The sequence below is a fragment of the Pseudoalteromonas haloplanktis ATCC 14393 genome (assembly GCF_000238355.1).
GTDB classification, from domain to species: domain Bacteria; phylum Pseudomonadota; class Gammaproteobacteria; order Enterobacterales; family Alteromonadaceae; genus Pseudoalteromonas; species Pseudoalteromonas haloplanktis.
The window spans coordinates 413,344-429,269 of sequence record NZ_AHCA01000001.1 but is presented as its reverse complement, the minus strand read 5'-3'; the positions used below and the strand labels follow the sequence as shown (position 1 = coordinate 429,269).

11 protein-coding genes are annotated in these 15,926 nt (G+C 40.4%); 3 read left to right on the top strand and 8 right to left on the bottom strand.

Annotated elements, in window-relative coordinates:
- The first annotated feature begins 27 nt into the window (after positions 1–27).
- Positions 28–3,072 (top strand): immune inhibitor A domain-containing protein, encoded by a 3,045-nt coding sequence (locus tag PHAL_RS0101695; RefSeq protein WP_016706670.1) that lies wholly within the window; start codon positions 28–30, stop codon positions 3,070–3,072.
- Positions 3,073–3,136: 64 nt separating this feature from the next.
- On the opposite strand, the gene PHAL_RS0101690 is transcribed toward PHAL_RS0101695, so the two are convergent.
- The 6 genes from PHAL_RS0101690 to PHAL_RS0101665 all read right to left on the bottom strand — a co-directional run bounded on the left by PHAL_RS0101690 (position 3,137) and on the right by PHAL_RS0101665 (position 10,205).
- Positions 3,137–4,144: an isocitrate dehydrogenase gene (locus PHAL_RS0101690; RefSeq protein WP_016706669.1), complete on the bottom strand. Its 1,008-nt coding sequence runs from the start codon at positions 4,142–4,144 to the stop codon at positions 3,137–3,139.
- Between the two features lie 185 nt (positions 4,145–4,329).
- Positions 4,330–6,018 carry a hypothetical protein gene (locus PHAL_RS0101685; RefSeq protein WP_016706668.1) on the bottom strand — a complete coding sequence of 563 codons (1,689 nt, stop codon included), beginning with the start codon at positions 6,016–6,018 and terminating at the stop codon, positions 4,330–4,332.
- 10 nt (positions 6,019–6,028) lie between these two features.
- The gene (locus tag PHAL_RS0101680; RefSeq protein WP_016706667.1) at positions 6,029–6,412 is read right to left on the bottom strand and encodes a DUF3192 domain-containing protein; all 384 of its coding nucleotides are present in this window, start codon (positions 6,410–6,412) and stop codon (positions 6,029–6,031) included.
- Positions 6,413–6,481: 69 nt separating this feature from the next.
- Positions 6,482–7,255: a flap endonuclease Xni gene (xni, locus tag PHAL_RS0101675; protein ID WP_016706666.1), complete on the bottom strand. Its 774-nt coding sequence runs from the start codon at positions 7,253–7,255 to the stop codon at positions 6,482–6,484.
- A gap of 14 nt (positions 7,256–7,269) precedes the next feature.
- Positions 7,270–8,613, bottom strand: coding sequence for a nucleotide 5'-monophosphate nucleosidase PpnN (gene ppnN / locus PHAL_RS0101670; protein WP_016706665.1), 1,344 nt, complete (start codon positions 8,611–8,613; stop codon positions 7,270–7,272).
- A 41-nt stretch (positions 8,614–8,654) separates the two neighbouring features.
- Positions 8,655–10,205 carry a GGDEF domain-containing protein gene (locus tag PHAL_RS0101665; RefSeq protein WP_016706664.1) on the bottom strand — a complete coding sequence of 517 codons (1,551 nt, stop codon included), beginning with the start codon at positions 10,203–10,205 and terminating at the stop codon, positions 8,655–8,657.
- A gap of 201 nt (positions 10,206–10,406) precedes the next feature.
- Between PHAL_RS0101665 and PHAL_RS0101660 the strand changes: the two genes are divergently transcribed.
- Positions 10,407–12,191 (top strand): M61 family metallopeptidase, encoded by a 1,785-nt coding sequence (locus tag PHAL_RS0101660; protein ID WP_016706663.1) that lies wholly within the window; start codon positions 10,407–10,409, stop codon positions 12,189–12,191.
- A gap of 5 nt (positions 12,192–12,196) precedes the next feature.
- Here PHAL_RS0101660 and PHAL_RS0101655 read toward each other — a convergent pair whose 3' ends face one another.
- The gene (locus tag PHAL_RS0101655; RefSeq protein WP_016706662.1) at positions 12,197–13,009 is read right to left on the bottom strand and encodes a glycosyltransferase family 25 protein; all 813 of its coding nucleotides are present in this window, start codon (positions 13,007–13,009) and stop codon (positions 12,197–12,199) included.
- A gap of 234 nt (positions 13,010–13,243) precedes the next feature.
- Here PHAL_RS0101655 and PHAL_RS0101650 point away from each other — a divergent pair, with 234 nt between their 5' ends.
- Positions 13,244–15,403 (top strand): S46 family peptidase, encoded by a 2,160-nt coding sequence (locus PHAL_RS0101650; protein WP_016706661.1) that lies wholly within the window; start codon positions 13,244–13,246, stop codon positions 15,401–15,403.
- Positions 15,404–15,687: 284 nt separating this feature from the next.
- Here the strand turns inward: PHAL_RS0101650 and PHAL_RS0101645 are convergent, their stop codons facing one another.
- The gene (locus PHAL_RS0101645) at positions 15,688–15,867 is read right to left on the bottom strand and encodes a DUF1289 domain-containing protein (RefSeq protein WP_016706660.1); all 180 of its coding nucleotides are present in this window, start codon (positions 15,865–15,867) and stop codon (positions 15,688–15,690) included.
- Positions 15,868–15,926 lie beyond the last annotated feature (59 nt).

Here is a 15,926-nt window from a genome sequence, read left to right as displayed (position 1 = left end):
ATGTACCTTTTTGAATAGTTCGCTATGATGGCAACAATACAGTGGGAAGTAGGTGATAAAGTGAAAAATGTACAATGGTTCTTTGTCTTGATGCTGACATTATTAACTCAGCCAACTATCGCAAAGCCACAATCAAGTAGCCCAACCGACATTGGTGTGATCAACAAAGAACGGATCCTCTATTGGCTAAATAAACGAGGACAGCTTAATGATCACTCTGATACTCAGTCGCTGTTAAATGATTATATAGGTCAAGGTGGAACCCACCTTTTTCAGAAGCAGCATATACCTGCGTTATTAAATCAACAACGTACAATAGCAAAGCGCATGGCAAGTGTGTCTGCTCAATTACCTAATGAACACAAGAATACCGTAAAGGTTCTCGCTATTTTAGTCGACTTTGCGGATTTACCCCATGATGAGCATGGTTTTGTTGCTGCTGACACGGATATGTATTATGAAGACTACAGTATCGAGCACTATCAACAAATGTTGTTCTCAACTACAGGTTATAAAGGGCCGCAACAGCAAACATTGCAAACTGCGTATCAATATTACCAGCAAGCGTCAGGAGAAAGCTTAGCTTTTACAGGCAATGTCTATGGCTGGGTAAGGGCGGATAGTAAAGCCAGTAGTTATGGAGCACGTCAAGGCGATAATAATGATATTGATGCACCGCGGCTAGTACACGAAGCGGTAGAAAAAGCAGTTGCGCAATTTAATATTAATTTAGCTGACTATGATTTGACCGACTTAGATGATCTTGATGGTGATGGAATAACCAATGAACCTGATGGCATCATTGACCATGTGATGATTTTTCATTCAAGTATTGGTGAGGAAGCGGGTGGTGGCGTTCTTGGCACTGATGCTATCTGGTCACATCGCTATTATGTGTATGGCGATGCCGAGGACTCGACTACTGTTATTAGTAACAGCGACATTCGTTTATTTGGTTATACGATTAATCCAATTGATGCAGGCATTGGCGTGGTTGTGCATGAGTTTGGTCATGATCTTGGCTTGCCTGATGAATATGATTTAACCGGTAGTGAACTTGGTGAACCGGTTGCGCTTTGGTCTGTTATGTCGGGCGGTAGCTGGGCAGGTTTCCCAAGTGGTTCACAGCCGGTTATGTTTAGTCCGTATGCGCTTGAGTACTTACAAAATCGATACCAAGGTAATTGGTTAAATCAAGTTAATATTTCACTAGATGAAGTTCCAAATAACTCACAACACATACTTCAGCATAGTAGCGGTACTTCTGCAGCACTTAATCAACTTAAGATCACTTTGCCAGCGAGTTTAGAATCGTTTTATCAAGCGGTAGAAGGCCGATTTCAATACTACTCCGGCAGTGGCGATAATATTGCTCATAGTATGGCCTTTAAAATAGATATACCAGCGAGTGAAGTGCCAACCTATTTAGATTTAAGTGCGTATTACAGCATAGAAGACCATTATGATTATGCCCAAGTGCTGGTTAATGGCCAAGCAATGGCTTCTCAGTATACTAAAGAGAATAATCCTTTTTATGAGCAACTTGGTCATTACATCAGTGGATCTTCAAGCGCGGTCGTTGGGAGACAGCAACCCAATAATTACCTACGGCATCGGTTTGATTTATCGGACTACGCGGGACAGAGTATTACCCTTGCCTTTACGTATAAAACAGATGTTTATACCAACTACTTTGGTTTTGTGGTTGATGATTTAAGTATTAGCCAAGGGAATACGCTCGTTTGGCAAGAAAACGCAGAGCAAGTACCTGCCGTGCAACTAACTGGTTTTAGCCGTGTGGGTGAACACATTTATGCAAAACCACAGCATTACTATTTGCAGTTACGTAGCCATTTAGGAATTGACAGTGGCTTACAAGCTGAACAGTATTCGCCGGGGTTGCTACTTTGGTCTGCTAATGAACAATTTTCAGATAACAACACCCCAGAGCATGTTGGTGAGGGCTTCATATTAGTTGTCGATGCAGATCAAAATGCGATTACTAAAGGGGCTAGTGATGAAGTTGCCAGTACCACAATTCAATTACGTGATGCTGCATTTAGCCTTTATGGGCAGCGACAGGGGCTGGGCGATACAGAGTTAACAGCCATCACGAAATTTACTGATGTTAATGATTATAGCTTTATCGAGCAGCCAGCTTCTGGTGTTAAATTGTCTCCGCTCGGTTTTAACTTCTCCATTATTGATCAAGCCGTAGATAACAGCTCAATCGAGTTATTGTTAGGCTTTACGGCGCAATCAGGGATCACGGCAGTGGTCAATGATCTTGATGTGAGCTTTGAAATTAAGGGGATGACATTAACACCAACAGATAGTTTTAGCTGGCAGTTTGGCGATGGAAAAAATAGTGAAGAGCTACGCCCTGACCATCAGTATGCTGATTATGGCAGTTATACAGTGAGCTTTACTCGCATAGATGAACAAGAGCGCCAGTTTCAAGAAACGATGACACTGCTGCTAACAGAGCCACTTACAATTACAGGTATTGATACCAATACAGAGCAAGGAACTGTCACTGCACAAGTGGTTATTTCAGGCGGGCAAGCACCGTATAATTACACATGGCAACTTGGTGATGGCTCAACGTCTACAGGGCAAACTATAAGTTATATGTATGAACACAGCGGTGATTATACACTTCATGTAACTGTCACGGATGCCAATAATGAAATGCAGTCTTTTGCAACAAGCGTTTCCCCAAAGGTGCCATTTACCGCTCAAGCACAGTATAACGCAAATCGCTTATTGGTTAACTTTATTAGTGATCTGCAAGGGGGATTTAATAATTATACTTACACTTGGGATTTTGGTGATAGCAGTACTGTAAGTAGACTTGCTAACCCTTCTCACACGTATAGCGAGCCTGGAAGTTACACTGTGACGCTGACAGTTTCAGACACTTCCCCCGATGGTCTTGAACAAACATTGCCAGTGATTAAACTGCAAGTGGCAGTACAAAAACAAACTGCGAGTGCAGGCTCCAGCGGTGGCGGTATCCTATGGTTGATGTTAGTACTTTTACCTATCAGTTTACGACGCAGGAAACTGTAATATCGTTAACGAAAAAGCCAGTAAACACTGGCTTTCTTTTTAGCGGTTATATTATTCGTTTTAATTATAAACGGTCAATAACAGCTTGTGTGAAGTCAGTTGTGCCGTGATTACCACCTAAATCGCGAGTAGTACGGTCACCCGTTTTAATAACGTCTGCTACTGCACTACGGATACGCTCTGCAGTGTCACCCATTTCTAAATGCTCTAACATTTGGATAGATGCTAAAATTACAGATGTTGGGTTTGCTAAGTTTTTACCTGCAATATCAGGTGCACTACCGTGAACGGCTTCAAAGATTGCTGCAGTTTCACCAATATTAGCACCTGGCGCCATACCTAAGCCACCGACTAAACCTGCACATAAATCTGATAAAATATCACCAAACAGGTTGGTCGTTACAATGACATCAAACTCTTCAGGGCTCATAACAAGCTTCATACACGTTGCATCAACGATCATTTCTGTTGATTCAATTTCAGGGTAACGTTCAGCCACTTCACGGGCGACCTTTAAAAATAAACCTGACGTTGATTTTAAAATGTTCGCTTTATGAACGGCTGTTACTTTTTTACGGCCCTCACGAACTGCAAGCTCGTATGCAAAAGTAACGATTTTTTCAGCACCTTCACGGGTGATCATCGACATAGCTTGTGCTTCGTTACCATCTTCAGAGGTTACTTGGCCTAAGCCTGAGTACATGCCTTGGGTGTTTTCACGTACAGTGATGATATCGATATCTTCATAACGCGCTTTAGTGCCGATAAAAGATTTTACAGGGCGAACATTGGCATATAGACCAAATTGCTTACGTAAAGTTACATTGATTGAAGTAAACCCTTCACCCACTGGCGTTGTTAGCGGACCTTTAAGGGTAATTTTATTACGTGCAATCGTATCGATCGTTTCTTGCGGTAATAATTCACCGGTCTTTTCTAAGGCTGCAAGACCTGCATCAACGAATTCATAATCAAAATCGCACCCTGCGGCTGTTAAGATCTCAAGAGCTGAATCAATAATACTTGGACCGATGCCGTCGCCTTTGATCACTGTGATGGTTTGTTTGGCCATGAACTTTTCCTATTACGAGTTAGAGAAGCACGTAAATATGTCGCATTGTTAAACTGCGATAGCTTGTTAGATTATTTACGTGAATGAGTTTGAAAATGTAAGCGGCTTTTATAGCAATTTATTCAACTTTTTGCCAGTAAAACCCGTGAAAACGCTCCTAATTAGTCACAATGTCTAATAAGTATTCATACACTACTACACAAACCTAAACTGGGTAGTTGACTGTAAAATTGTTTACTGGATTGCCAATCGAGTCGTTTCAGTACCTGTTCAAAAGTATCTGTTTGCCAACGACTTTGCTGAGCATTTGGTTGAAATACCTTGATTACCACCAATTTTATTGCAACCCATAGTTGCGCTTGTGTAGATAAAAGTTGCTTTTGCTGTTGCTCTGCATCCAATAGGGCTTGGGCCCATGGGTTGTCGCCTAGCAGTTCAAGTAGATAAGCTGTTAAATGTTCACTATCATCAATTGTCACGCCAAATAACCAAGAAAATGGCATACTTACATCACTTTTTAGCTGTTTTTCATGCAATACTTTACGGCTTATTGTAGTACTGCAATGCTCGATTAAGTAACTTACATAGCCGTAAATGGGTAATGCGAGTAGTTCAAACTGACTATGCTTATCATGACTAACAAGTAGATCTAGCAAGCGTATAATCGCCTGTAAGCGTAGTTGTACATGTTGCATCAATGGATGGGCTTGATGATTCACAAGTTGTTCAAACAGCACCTGTTGAATGATAGCGGGGGCATTATATAAACCAACCATTGATAAACAGTGACGTAGATCTTTCCCTGCTAAATGTTCTTTATTATATGGCCTGACTGCTTCACGTAGTAATTCAATCGTTGTACGGCGGTGAGACAGGAGTTTAGCAAGTGCACTGTATGAATACTCTTTCTGTATTTTAACTTGGCTTATCAACAGTAATAACTGTTGTTTTTCAGCATCAATAACTTTGACAGGCGATGCGATATGGTCCGTAAACCATACACTAAATAATAACCGTTTATCGATACTGGGTCGTTGCTTTGAGTTTGACTCTAATCTTGCTTTAACACTGTACCATTTCGCTTTTTGCTGCTCACTTAATGCAATTAATACATGACGTTGGCGAGAGTCTTTTCCAACATAAGTCAACTGCTGATCATGATACTGTATTAAAGCACCTGGTAAGTAAGGACCAATGTGAGCAATTAATGCTTTTAATGCGTGTTGTGCAAACAAGTTAGGGGTACGAATGTAAATATCAGCAATTGCTTTGTATATATCAACGTGGTCGTTTTGCGTACGATACGTAATGTTCATAGCTATTACATTTGCTAATGCCACTAAGGTCGTTGGTCCATCGTAGAGCATGATTTTTGGCGTACTTAACAGTGCCTGTTTATATTTATTCAAGCGCGATAAAATACCTGCAATATGCGCTGTTGGTATATTTGCCGCCTGTAGTAATTTAACTGCGAGCTGATGGCGCGATTGCCACTGTTTTTTTTCTTGTAAGTTGAGAGGCTGGCGCAGTGCTAATTTATTGGTTTGAGTTTGCACGCATAAATAATTGGTTAAACACACACAAATAAGAAGCTGGGTGATTTTACTGTCGTAGCTTAAAGAGTGACACAATGCACAAATAATAACACATTGATTGACGACTAAATTCGTTGTGTAACCATGGCTGTCAACATAAAGGCAAAGTTGTGCTTGCATCGCATTTGGATGTGTTTGGTAGAGCGTATAATACTGCTCAGCCAGTTGGCACAAAAGCGGATAAATTTGCGGCCATTGATTTTTGTTATGATAAAACCGTAACACTTGATGAGTTTTGTCAAAAAGGCTTGCAAGATCCTGTGCGCAGGGATTATCCATAGTTAATCAATTACCCGTGTTGCTCGTATACGTCAAATGCACTGGGTCCCCATAAAATTAATTCACCATTTTTAAACAGTAAACCTGTGCATTCGTCCATTGTGGTGATCCCATCCGATTTGACATGTTGTGTACGGTAAAAAATAATTTGCCATACTTGTTCGTTATCACGTTTAGCAAAAGTTAGATCTGGACTGCCTAAATACTCTAACACAGTGTTTAAGGTCGTAGGTGTTTCTACACTTAACTTAGCGATATAACGTTTATTGAATGCTTCTCGGTCCTGCCAGATCATTGCCTGTGGATCATCTTTATAAAAAGTGATGACCAAAGTTGCGATCAAGGCATATACACCTAAACCTAATATGAGATAGCGAAAAACTTTCTTAAACATTTTACACTCTTACACTGAGACTTAAACCGAGTATACGCATAGTTCAAATTCAGTGCTACGAGAATGCGATTAATTGAGCCTTAACTGCTTTAAACTAAAGCCTAAATTAATATCTGTACGTAAAGCCACCAAATGTTTAGAGGTAATATAGTCTGTCATACCTGCTGCTAATTTTTTACGCACAGCGGGAGATAGCGTCTCATCTTCAGTGGCTTGGGCAATATCTGTATGCTTGCTGATAATTTCAATGGCTGTTTTACTGCCTATCCCTTTAACGCCGGGAATGTCATTGGTTTTATCGCCGGCCATAGCCCAAAAATCAATTAATCTTGACTGTTGAACACCAAATCGTTTTTCGATTGCAGCGTGATCTAAATACTCTTTTTTAAAATAGTCATACACATTGATGTAGTTATTTAAGCTTGGTAAAAAACCTTTATCGGTAGAAACAATCGTGCTGCACAATTGATTGTCAGCCATTTTATGGGCTAAGGTGGCAATGATATCATCGGCTTCATCATTTAGCGGCGTAAACACCACCATACCAGTTTGTTCAATCGCATGTTTAAACTTATCTAATGCGTTTTGTAGCGTTGCTGGCATCGGTGCACGGCTACTTTTATAATGTTGGTAATAATGATAACGCCAGCTTTTATCGCCATCGAATACAGCGATTGCATGGCTGGCTTGGGTGATCTTAATAAGCTTTTCACAGGCATGAGCAACCCGCGCGCAGCAGGTAATGATCATTTGCTCATCACTGCCTTTATTTTGATTACTATCTACTGCATAGATGCGCCTAATTAAATTAAGCGCATCTATTAAAAGTAACTGACCTGACACAACTATATTTACCCTTATGCCTTAACTTCATAACATGGTACATATTTACTACCTGGAAGTTTCATTCTACCTTGCTCAACAAATGCTTGTAGTAGCCTGTCCATTGCTTTCATTAGCGCCGGCTCGCCACTAATTACAAAGCGACCGTGCTGTTTAATCGCTTGGATACCTTCGTCTTTTACATTGCCGGCCACTATCCCTGAAAATGCACGCCGTAAGTTAGCGGCAAGTAATTGCTTTTCTTGGTTTAAATGCAAATCAAGGCTGGCCATATTGTTATGGGTAGGCGCAAACGGTTTTTGAAATTCATTATCGATTTTCAATGTCCAGTTAAAATAATAAGCATCCCCTTGGCTCTTACGATAATCACGAACATTTGCCATTGCAGATTTGAGCTTGATACCGACTAACTCAGGGTTATCAATGATCACTTCAAATTTATCAAGGGCTTCTTTGCCGAGCGTCATTTCAATAAATTGGCATAGCTCAGTAAAATAATTCTCACTCTCTTTAGGCCCAGTTAAAATAACGGGCAATGACTGTTTAGCGTTGTCAGGGTGAAGTAATATACCTAATAAATATAATAATTCTTCAGCTGTCCCTGCGCCACCTGGGAAAATTATAATAGCGTGCGCAGTACGTACAAAGGCTTCAAGGCGTTTTTCGATATCAGGCAGAATAACCAGCTCATTAACGATTGGATTGGGTGGTTCAGCGGCAATAATACTCGGCTCTGTTAAACCTAAATAGCGGTTGTTGGTGTTTCGTTGCTTCGCATGACCAATTGTAGCACCTTTCATCGGGCCCTTCATTGCACCTGGGCCACAGCCAGTACAAATGTTTAAGCCACGTAAGCCTAATTCGTAACCAACTTGTTTGGTGTATTTGTATTCTACTTCATTTATTGAATGGCCGCCCCAACAAACAATCATACTTGGGTCGCTATTAACGCGCAGGGCCGCTGCATTGCGCAGCATGTCAAACACCATATGGGTAATGGCTTTTTGTTCGCTTAAATCTTTTTCATACTTTTGACAGATAAATAAAATGTCACGAATTACAGAGAAAATATGCTCGTGAATACCGGTAATTATTTCACCATCAACAAACGCCGTTGTTGGCGGATTGAGTAGCTCAATTTTAATGCCGCGTTCACGGCTAAGTAAACGAATATCAAAATCTTCATATTTGTCATAAATCTCTGAGCTTGAATCAGTGTGGCTACCCACATTGAGAACAGCTAAAGCACAATTTCTAAATAACTTATAACGCTCGCTGGTGGATGATTGCTCTAATAAATCTACTTCAAGTTGCGACAGTAAATCTAACACACCTGTCGGGTTTAACTGTATTAACATAGGCATTCTCCTTGCTTTTGAAAGCAGTGGGGGAGTCGTGATTATTTATTGATACATAAACGGTCACGACCGGTTTTTTTGGCTTTGTAAAGAGCATCATCAGCACGATCAAATGCACTCAAAGGTGTATCGCCTTTCTTAAATTGAGTAGCACCGATTGAAATTGTGATCTCTACTTGTTTATCTTTAAACTTAAACGGAATTCCCTTAACCGCTTTTCTAATTTTTTCAAGAGGTTGACTGGCATACTCTAAAGACATACCTGGCATTAATAACACGAATTCTTCACCGCCGTAACGCGCAATAAAGTCAGATTTACGAATAGACATCTGCAATGCTTTGGCAATCACTTGCAGTGTTTTATCACCGGCACTATGGCCGTATTTATCATTAATAGATTTAAAGTGATCGACATCAATCACCACTAGTGTGACATCGGACTCTTGCACCGCAAATAAATGAAATTCATGGTTAAATCGCTCATCAAACGCAGCTCGGTTAGGTAATTTCGTTAAGCTATCAAGTAAACTTTTAAAGCGTTGTTCATGCAAACGTTTTTTATATTTTGATAACTTAGTTTCAAGATTACCAATGCGTTGATTTATTTCTTGAAAACTGCCAAGTAACATTTCTCGGTCCTGTTGTTCAAGACGTTCTTTTTCGATTAAATCTTGGCTAAGTGATTTTAATTCGTTATCCACGAGTGCTTTTAATGCTGAAATTGATGTGGCATTTTGTGTTTGCGTTGTTAGATTATTAATTTTACCTTCGATGCGTTTATTAAGCGCATCAAATTCAGCCCCCATCGCTTCAGAATGTTTGCTCGTAGAGACGATTGAGTGATGCAATTCTTCAAGAGTTTGATTTAATGAAACTAAAAAACTTTGGGCTGATTGACGCTCTTTACTAATATTCCCAGCAATAATTTTGATTATTTCAATTGCTGCACGTAACAAATCATCGACAGAATCGGTTTCAGAAATATTATTCTTAATTGTTTTTACTTGATCTGCTGCTTCATCTTCAAAAACTAAATCGTTCGCTAAATTTAATAACTCTTTTGCTAATGAAGGCTGCGCGGCTGTTTGCTGGCTATCAGATAAAGTGAGTTTGGCATGCAGTGCTTGGTGATAAATAGCCACTAAACGATTAAGCAGCGGGGTAAAGTCACGCGTTGATTGTACGTTATTGAGCTCATGATCAAGTAAATGGCGCAAGGTCCTGCGCGCATCTTCAGGTAACCCTTTGGTTTTTTGTAATAACTTACCAGCATCAAGGACACTATTATGAAGTTCACGTTGATGAGCGGCTTGTTGGGCTTCTTGACTTTTTAATAGCGTCAAAATCTCATCGATAAGGGGAGAGAAAGCCTCAAAGTCAACGCCTTTGCTAAGGGCACTGCGAAATTTGGCTAAGCGGTTATCCAGTTCGATATCCATGCCCTTACAACTCAAAGAGAGTTTTGCTGCAAAATTACTTAGGGTGTCTACTTGGTGTTTTCGTGCATGTTCAAGGACCATGCGAGTATCAATGGCCTGTTTAAGTTTTTTATTTAAAACTTCGAGCTGTTGTGACACTAAAAATTCCGCCATTGATTTAATCTTTATTGGACTAAGTTTACAACAAAAACGGCACAAATGTAGTCACTAAGTCAAAAACTTAGCTTTTGTTGATGATTTTTATTCATCGAACCTATCTGGACGTGAATTTATCGCTTTTAATTCACATTTCCTATCATCGTTGTTAGGCTCAAGCACAATTATGAACACTGGATATAAGAATTAAGAACCGTTATGAAAAAGTTTTTAGCTTTGTCGGTATTAGCCGCATTTTCTCAATCGGTGTGGGCCGATGTTAATTATTCACTTGCTGTCACTCAACCTGAACATCATTTAGGTAATGTGAGTGTTGAATTTCCACAAACCGCGCAAGCACATTTAGATGTAAAATTACCAGCTTGGCGTACCGGCCGTTATGAAATTTTAAACTTGGCCAATGGTGTACGTTTTTTTGAGGCCAAAGATGAGAATGGTAAAGCATTAAAATGGGAAAAAGTGGATGCTAGTACTTGGCGTGTTCATCTTAACGAACCTACAGAAGTAAATATTGATTACCAGGTTTATGCGAATGAACTGGGTAAACGTGCACGCCATATTGATGATAGTCACGCGTTCATTGATGCTTCAGGCTTTTTCATGTTTAGCGAAGCATTTCGCCAAGAACCCGTTACTGTAAAGCTTGATGTGCCTAAAGCATGGCGTTCAGTATCGGGAATGGACAATGCCGGTTCTAAGCATAGTTTTAAAGCCGCCGATTACGACGTATTAGTTGATTCACCGATCGAAACCGGTATTAATGAGTTACATAAATTCAAGGTTGATGGCCGAGATTATGAACTGGTAATTTGGGGCGAAGGTAACTACGATGTTGATTTAATGCTTAAAGATTTAAAGAAACTAGTTACTACAGGCAGTGTGATCTGGGATGATTACCCTTATCAGCGTTACGTCTTTATGGTGCACGCTACATCGGGTGCAGGTGGCGCAACAGAGCATATCAATTCAACCATTATTCAGCGTCCACGTGATCGTTTTGGTTCACGTGAAGACTACCTTGCGTTTATTAGCACGGCAGCTCATGAATTTATTCATACCTGGAATGTAAAAGCCTATAGACCAGAAGGTCTAGTGCCTTACGACTACACACATATGAACTTTGATAAGTTACTTTGGATTGCTGAAGGCTCAACCAGTTATTTTGAAGATCACTTAATGGTACGCGCAGGTATATCAACCACTGATGAATTTCTTAATACCTTAACAAAAACGGTTAACCGCCACCTTGCGACTCCAGGGCGCGAAGTGCAAAGCGCCACAGAAACTAGCTTTGACAAATGGATCAACCAAGGCGGCGACCATGCGCGCAATTACAGTACTAATATATACTCAGAGGGTGCGTTGATCTCGATGGCGCTTGATATTGATCTACTCGATAAAAGTCAAGGCAAACAGAGTTACCGCGATGTTCACCGTGCATTGTATAGTCAATATAAAATGCCTCATGGCTTTAGTGTCAATGATGTTAAAGCTATCTTAAAAGAGTTAACTGGTCGCGATTACAGCAACTGGTGGGCAGACAATGTTGATGCACCTGCTGCTATCGATTTTGATGCTTTGTTTGCAAAAGTGGGTTTAGAGTTAGTACGTCCTAAAGGCGCTAAAGCGGTTGCTAGTATTGATGCTGTAGCAAAAAATAGCGGTGAGTTACTCACCTTAACGCATGTACGTCGTGATGGCGCTGCATGGCAGGCGGGCTTAACTACTGATGATAAAATTGTCGCTATTAATAAAAAGCATGTAGGCAAAGATTTAACAGCAAGCTTAGAGACCTTCAAAGCAGGCGATAAAGTGACCATTGATTTTATTCGTCGCGATGCGCTGCAAACGACGACACTCGAGCTCAATGAAGACTTTGATAAAGACAAAAAGCTGGTTGCTCGTAAAGGGGCAACCACAGAGCAAATGGCGTTATTTAAAGCGTGGATGGGTGTCGAGCACCCAAATTTAGCTAAAAAATAACTGCGTTATTGTTTTAAAACGTTATTGATAAAAGGAGCTGCGGCTCCTTTTTTATAATCACTGTTACATAAGGCATGTTTGGTGTGTTTAACGAAGTCTGCAGTGGCAAATTTATTTTTCACGGCACTCGATAGTTGCTGACCTTTTCGTGTTAAAAATGATTTTTTAACACGCACTGCACTGCGCGATTTTATATCACTGACTTGCTCACAATTTTGAGCAAAGGGATAGGGCAGTAACGAATAGCCAGCTACCTGTGTTTCCCAGATATGTTGTAAATCACAATCCACAGGACGGCCAAATGTGTCTGTCGCCGCTAATAATTGTTTGGCACCTTGATAACTAATAGCTGTTGCACAACAGCCTGTCATCAATTTTTTATGTATGACTAGCTGCTGTTCATGCTGCAAAGGAACTTGGTAGGCAACAGGGCGAGTCCGGTTTTGATAAGCAGAGAGTTTTATCATCTGCCAATCAAAGGGGAGTTGTTCAATGTTTTTGATAGTATTATTGAGATCAGTGTCTAAGATAAAGTCATCTTCGAGCACAATCGCGTAATCAAGCTGCCTTTCAACTATTGTTTGCCATGCTTTACGGTGGCTTAGGTAACAGCCAATCTGTCCTACGCTCAATGAGTAGTGGTAGTTCTGCTTATTAAGTACAGCGCTGTAGTGACGATTTAGCTGCGCTGGTGTCAGTATCGCTCCATCAATAGCATCTATACGCTCAAAACTCAGCCCATATTTGGCTAATTGTTGCTGGCTGGTTGTTAACCGCTCAGGAGAGTGAGCTAGATTGATTACAAGAATAGTAGGCATGGTTAGGCCGAATTACTAAAGAGTAGTTAAACCTTAGCGACTCTGAATGACAATTTGATTGCAGTGTTATGTCGTTTTAGTTGCGTGGATTGTCAAACTATTAGCACAATAGGGGCTTAAGATAACGCAGTGTATATTTTGTTACATTATAATAGTGCAGTTTAGTCGCAGAAATATTGACCCAAATAAGTGTTCACGCGTAACCTGCCGTTTAAATAACAAAAAGGACTAAAAATGCGTTTAAAACCTCTTATCGCAATGCTTGCTATTGCAGTCTCTGGTACTTCTTTTGCTGATGAAGGGATGTGGCAACCTCATCAATTGCCAGATCTTGAATCGATTCTTAAAGCTAAAGGGCTGGAAATTGATGCTAAATCTATCTCTAAATTAACCGAATTTCCAATGAATGCTGTAATAAGCCTCGGTGGTTGCACAGCCTCATTTGTATCGCCTAAAGGGTTAGTCGTTACCAATCATCATTGCGCATATGGTTCGATTCAGTACAACTCTACACCTGAGAACAATATATTAGAAAATGGTTTCTTGGCAAAAACACCTGCTGAAGATTTACCTGCGGCACCAGGCTCTCGCGTATACGTGACAGAAACTGTTACTGATGTAACTGACAAAGTGATCAAAGGGACTGAAAAGCTCAGTGCTAAAGCACGTTACGATGCCCTAGATAAAAATGAAAAAGCGCTAGTCGCCGAGTGTGAAGCAGATAAAAACTACCGTTGTAATGTGTACTCATTTCACGGTGGCTTAGAGTTTTATTTAATTAAATCTCTGGAAATTAAAGATGTACGTTTAGCGTACGCACCGGCGATGGGCGTAGGTAAATACGGCGGTGATATAGATAACTGGATGTGGCCGCGTCACACGGGTGATTTTTCTTTCTATCGTGCGTACGTAGGTAAAGATGGCAAACCGGCTGAATTTAGTGAAGATAATGTCCCTTACGTACCTGATTCATACCTCAGTGTAAGCGCTAAAGGCGTGCAAGAGGGCGACTTTGTAATGGTGACAGGTTACCCAGGGCGAACTAACCGTTACCGTATTGCCGCTGAAGTTGATTATGTATTTAACGAAGCTTATCCAAAATCGCGTGAGCATAATTCGAAGTATGTGTCTTTGATTGAAGAAAACTCAGAAGACGGTAGCAAAGCGCGCATTGCTTATGAAAGCACGATAGCGGGCTACAATAACTACATTAAAAACTACGGTTCAATGATAGAAAGCTTTAATAAAGGCACTATGTATGAGCGTAAAAAACAGTTTGAACAAGACTTAACAACTTGGATAAACAGCGACCGTAAGCGTAAAAAGCAATATGGCACAGTGTTAAATGACTTATCAACGCTGGTGGCTCAATCGCAGCAGCATAACCAACGTGACCGTATGCTAGGTTATGTGCACCGCTCACAAATGATCAGCACTGCCATCAGTTTGTATCGCCTTGCCTATGAGCAACAAAAACCGGATAGCGAGCGTGAATCAGGTTATCAAGAGCGTGATTTACCGCGCATTGAAGCCGGTTTAAAACGTATGACACGTCGGTTTGATACAAATGTTGATAAAGCAATTTTACTGCATTTTTTAGAGCTATACGCAGCCTTGCCAAAGCAAGAGCGCTTTGCAGAAGTTGATAAAGTCTTTAAGCTAGAAAATGGCTTTGATAACGCGAAGCACAGCGCATTGCTAGATAAAATGTATGCAAATTCAACACTTAATGATGAAGCGGTTCGCATCACATTATCTCAGCAAGCATTTTCGGAACTTGAGCAAAATCAAGACCCATTCATTCAATACGCAAAAGCAATTTTTGCAGTAATGAAAGCTGAGGAAGACAAAGACAAAGCACTTGCAGGTAAATTACAAGCGGCGCGTCCGCAGCTCATGAGCGCCATCATAGCGTTTAATGAAGCACAAAATAAACCTGTGTATGCCGATGCTAACAGTACACTACGAGTAACGTATGGCACTGTTGGCGGTTATTCACCACAAGATGGCCTAGTCGCAACTCCATTCACAACACTTGAAGGCTTACTTGCTAAAAATACCAATGTTGATCCATTTAATGCGCCTGAAAATCTGCAAAAACAGATCAAAGCTAAGTTATATGGCGATTACACGGGCGGTATGAATACTGTACCGGTTAATTTCTTATCAAATGTTGACACCACTGGTGGTAACTCAGGTTCGCCGACCCTTAATGGTAAGGCTGAGCTGGTAGGTTTACTGTTTGATGGCGTGTATGAAAGTATTATTGGTGATTGGGATTATAACCCTGCATTAAATCGCTCAATCCACGTTGACTCACGCTATATGTTATGGGTGATGGATAAAGTAGATAACGCACAAAACCTATTAGACGAAATGAAAATCGTAAAATAAGTAGCGAGTACAAAGTAATAGGGTGCTCAGAGTAGCGCCCTTTTTCTTTTATAAATTAATTATCTCAATTATTAATCAGCAGGATAAAGGGTACCGTTTTTATTTATGATGCTTTGCCATTTCTCTATCATGGTCTGTGCATTGGCAAATTCATCGGCTGAAAGTTGTGAGTACTGTTTTTGTTGGCTTAACTAGGCTTGGGTAAATAGAAATCCCAGTTATTAAGGTAATAATAAAAATTAGCAAGAGGAGTCAGTGTCGCTTTAGAATATGAGTCACAACCTTTAGCCTTTTCTAGGTGTTGCTAAGATCGCTTGTTTTTCGCTATCCGATAAAATAATCCAATCAAAAATTTCTTCACTGGTTCGGCCACATCCTTCGCAAATACCTTTACGACGATCGCATTGCCCAATGCAGTCGGTTTTATATGCAGATGTTGGTTTTTTAATTTTCTTTGTTGCCATAATGGGACTGTTCGCTGTACTTTTTAAAGAGTCTGAGGTTTACTAGCATTACTATTTAT

What these genes read in the sequence shown, in the direction of transcription:
- ppnN (WP_016706665.1), bottom strand. Translation starts at nt 8,613, where the DNA reads ATGTTAATACAGTTAAACCCGACAGGTGTGTTAGATTTACTGTCGCAA.
- PHAL_RS0101665 (WP_016706664.1), bottom strand. Translation starts at nt 10,205, where the DNA reads ATGGCGGAATTTTTAGTGTCACAACAGCTCGAAGTTTTAAATAAAAAA.
- PHAL_RS0101685 (WP_016706668.1), bottom strand. Translation starts at nt 6,018, where the DNA reads ATGGATAATCCCTGCGCACAGGATCTTGCAAGCCTTTTTGACAAAACT.
- PHAL_RS0101695 (WP_016706670.1), top strand. Translation starts at nt 28, where the DNA reads ATGGCAACAATACAGTGGGAAGTAGGTGATAAAGTGAAAAATGTACAA.
- PHAL_RS0101690 (WP_016706669.1), bottom strand. Translation starts at nt 4,144, where the DNA reads ATGGCCAAACAAACCATCACAGTGATCAAAGGCGACGGCATCGGTCCA.
- PHAL_RS0101645 (WP_016706660.1), bottom strand. Translation starts at nt 15,867, where the DNA reads ATGGCAACAAAGAAAATTAAAAAACCAACATCTGCATATAAAACCGAC.
- PHAL_RS0101650 (WP_016706661.1), top strand. Translation starts at nt 13,244, where the DNA reads ATGCGTTTAAAACCTCTTATCGCAATGCTTGCTATTGCAGTCTCTGGT.
- PHAL_RS0101680 (WP_016706667.1), bottom strand. Translation starts at nt 6,412, where the DNA reads ATGTTTAAGAAAGTTTTTCGCTATCTCATATTAGGTTTAGGTGTATAT.
- PHAL_RS0101660 (WP_016706663.1), top strand. Translation starts at nt 10,407, where the DNA reads ATGAAAAAGTTTTTAGCTTTGTCGGTATTAGCCGCATTTTCTCAATCG.
- PHAL_RS0101655 (WP_016706662.1), bottom strand. Translation starts at nt 13,009, where the DNA reads ATGCCTACTATTCTTGTAATCAATCTAGCTCACTCTCCTGAGCGGTTA.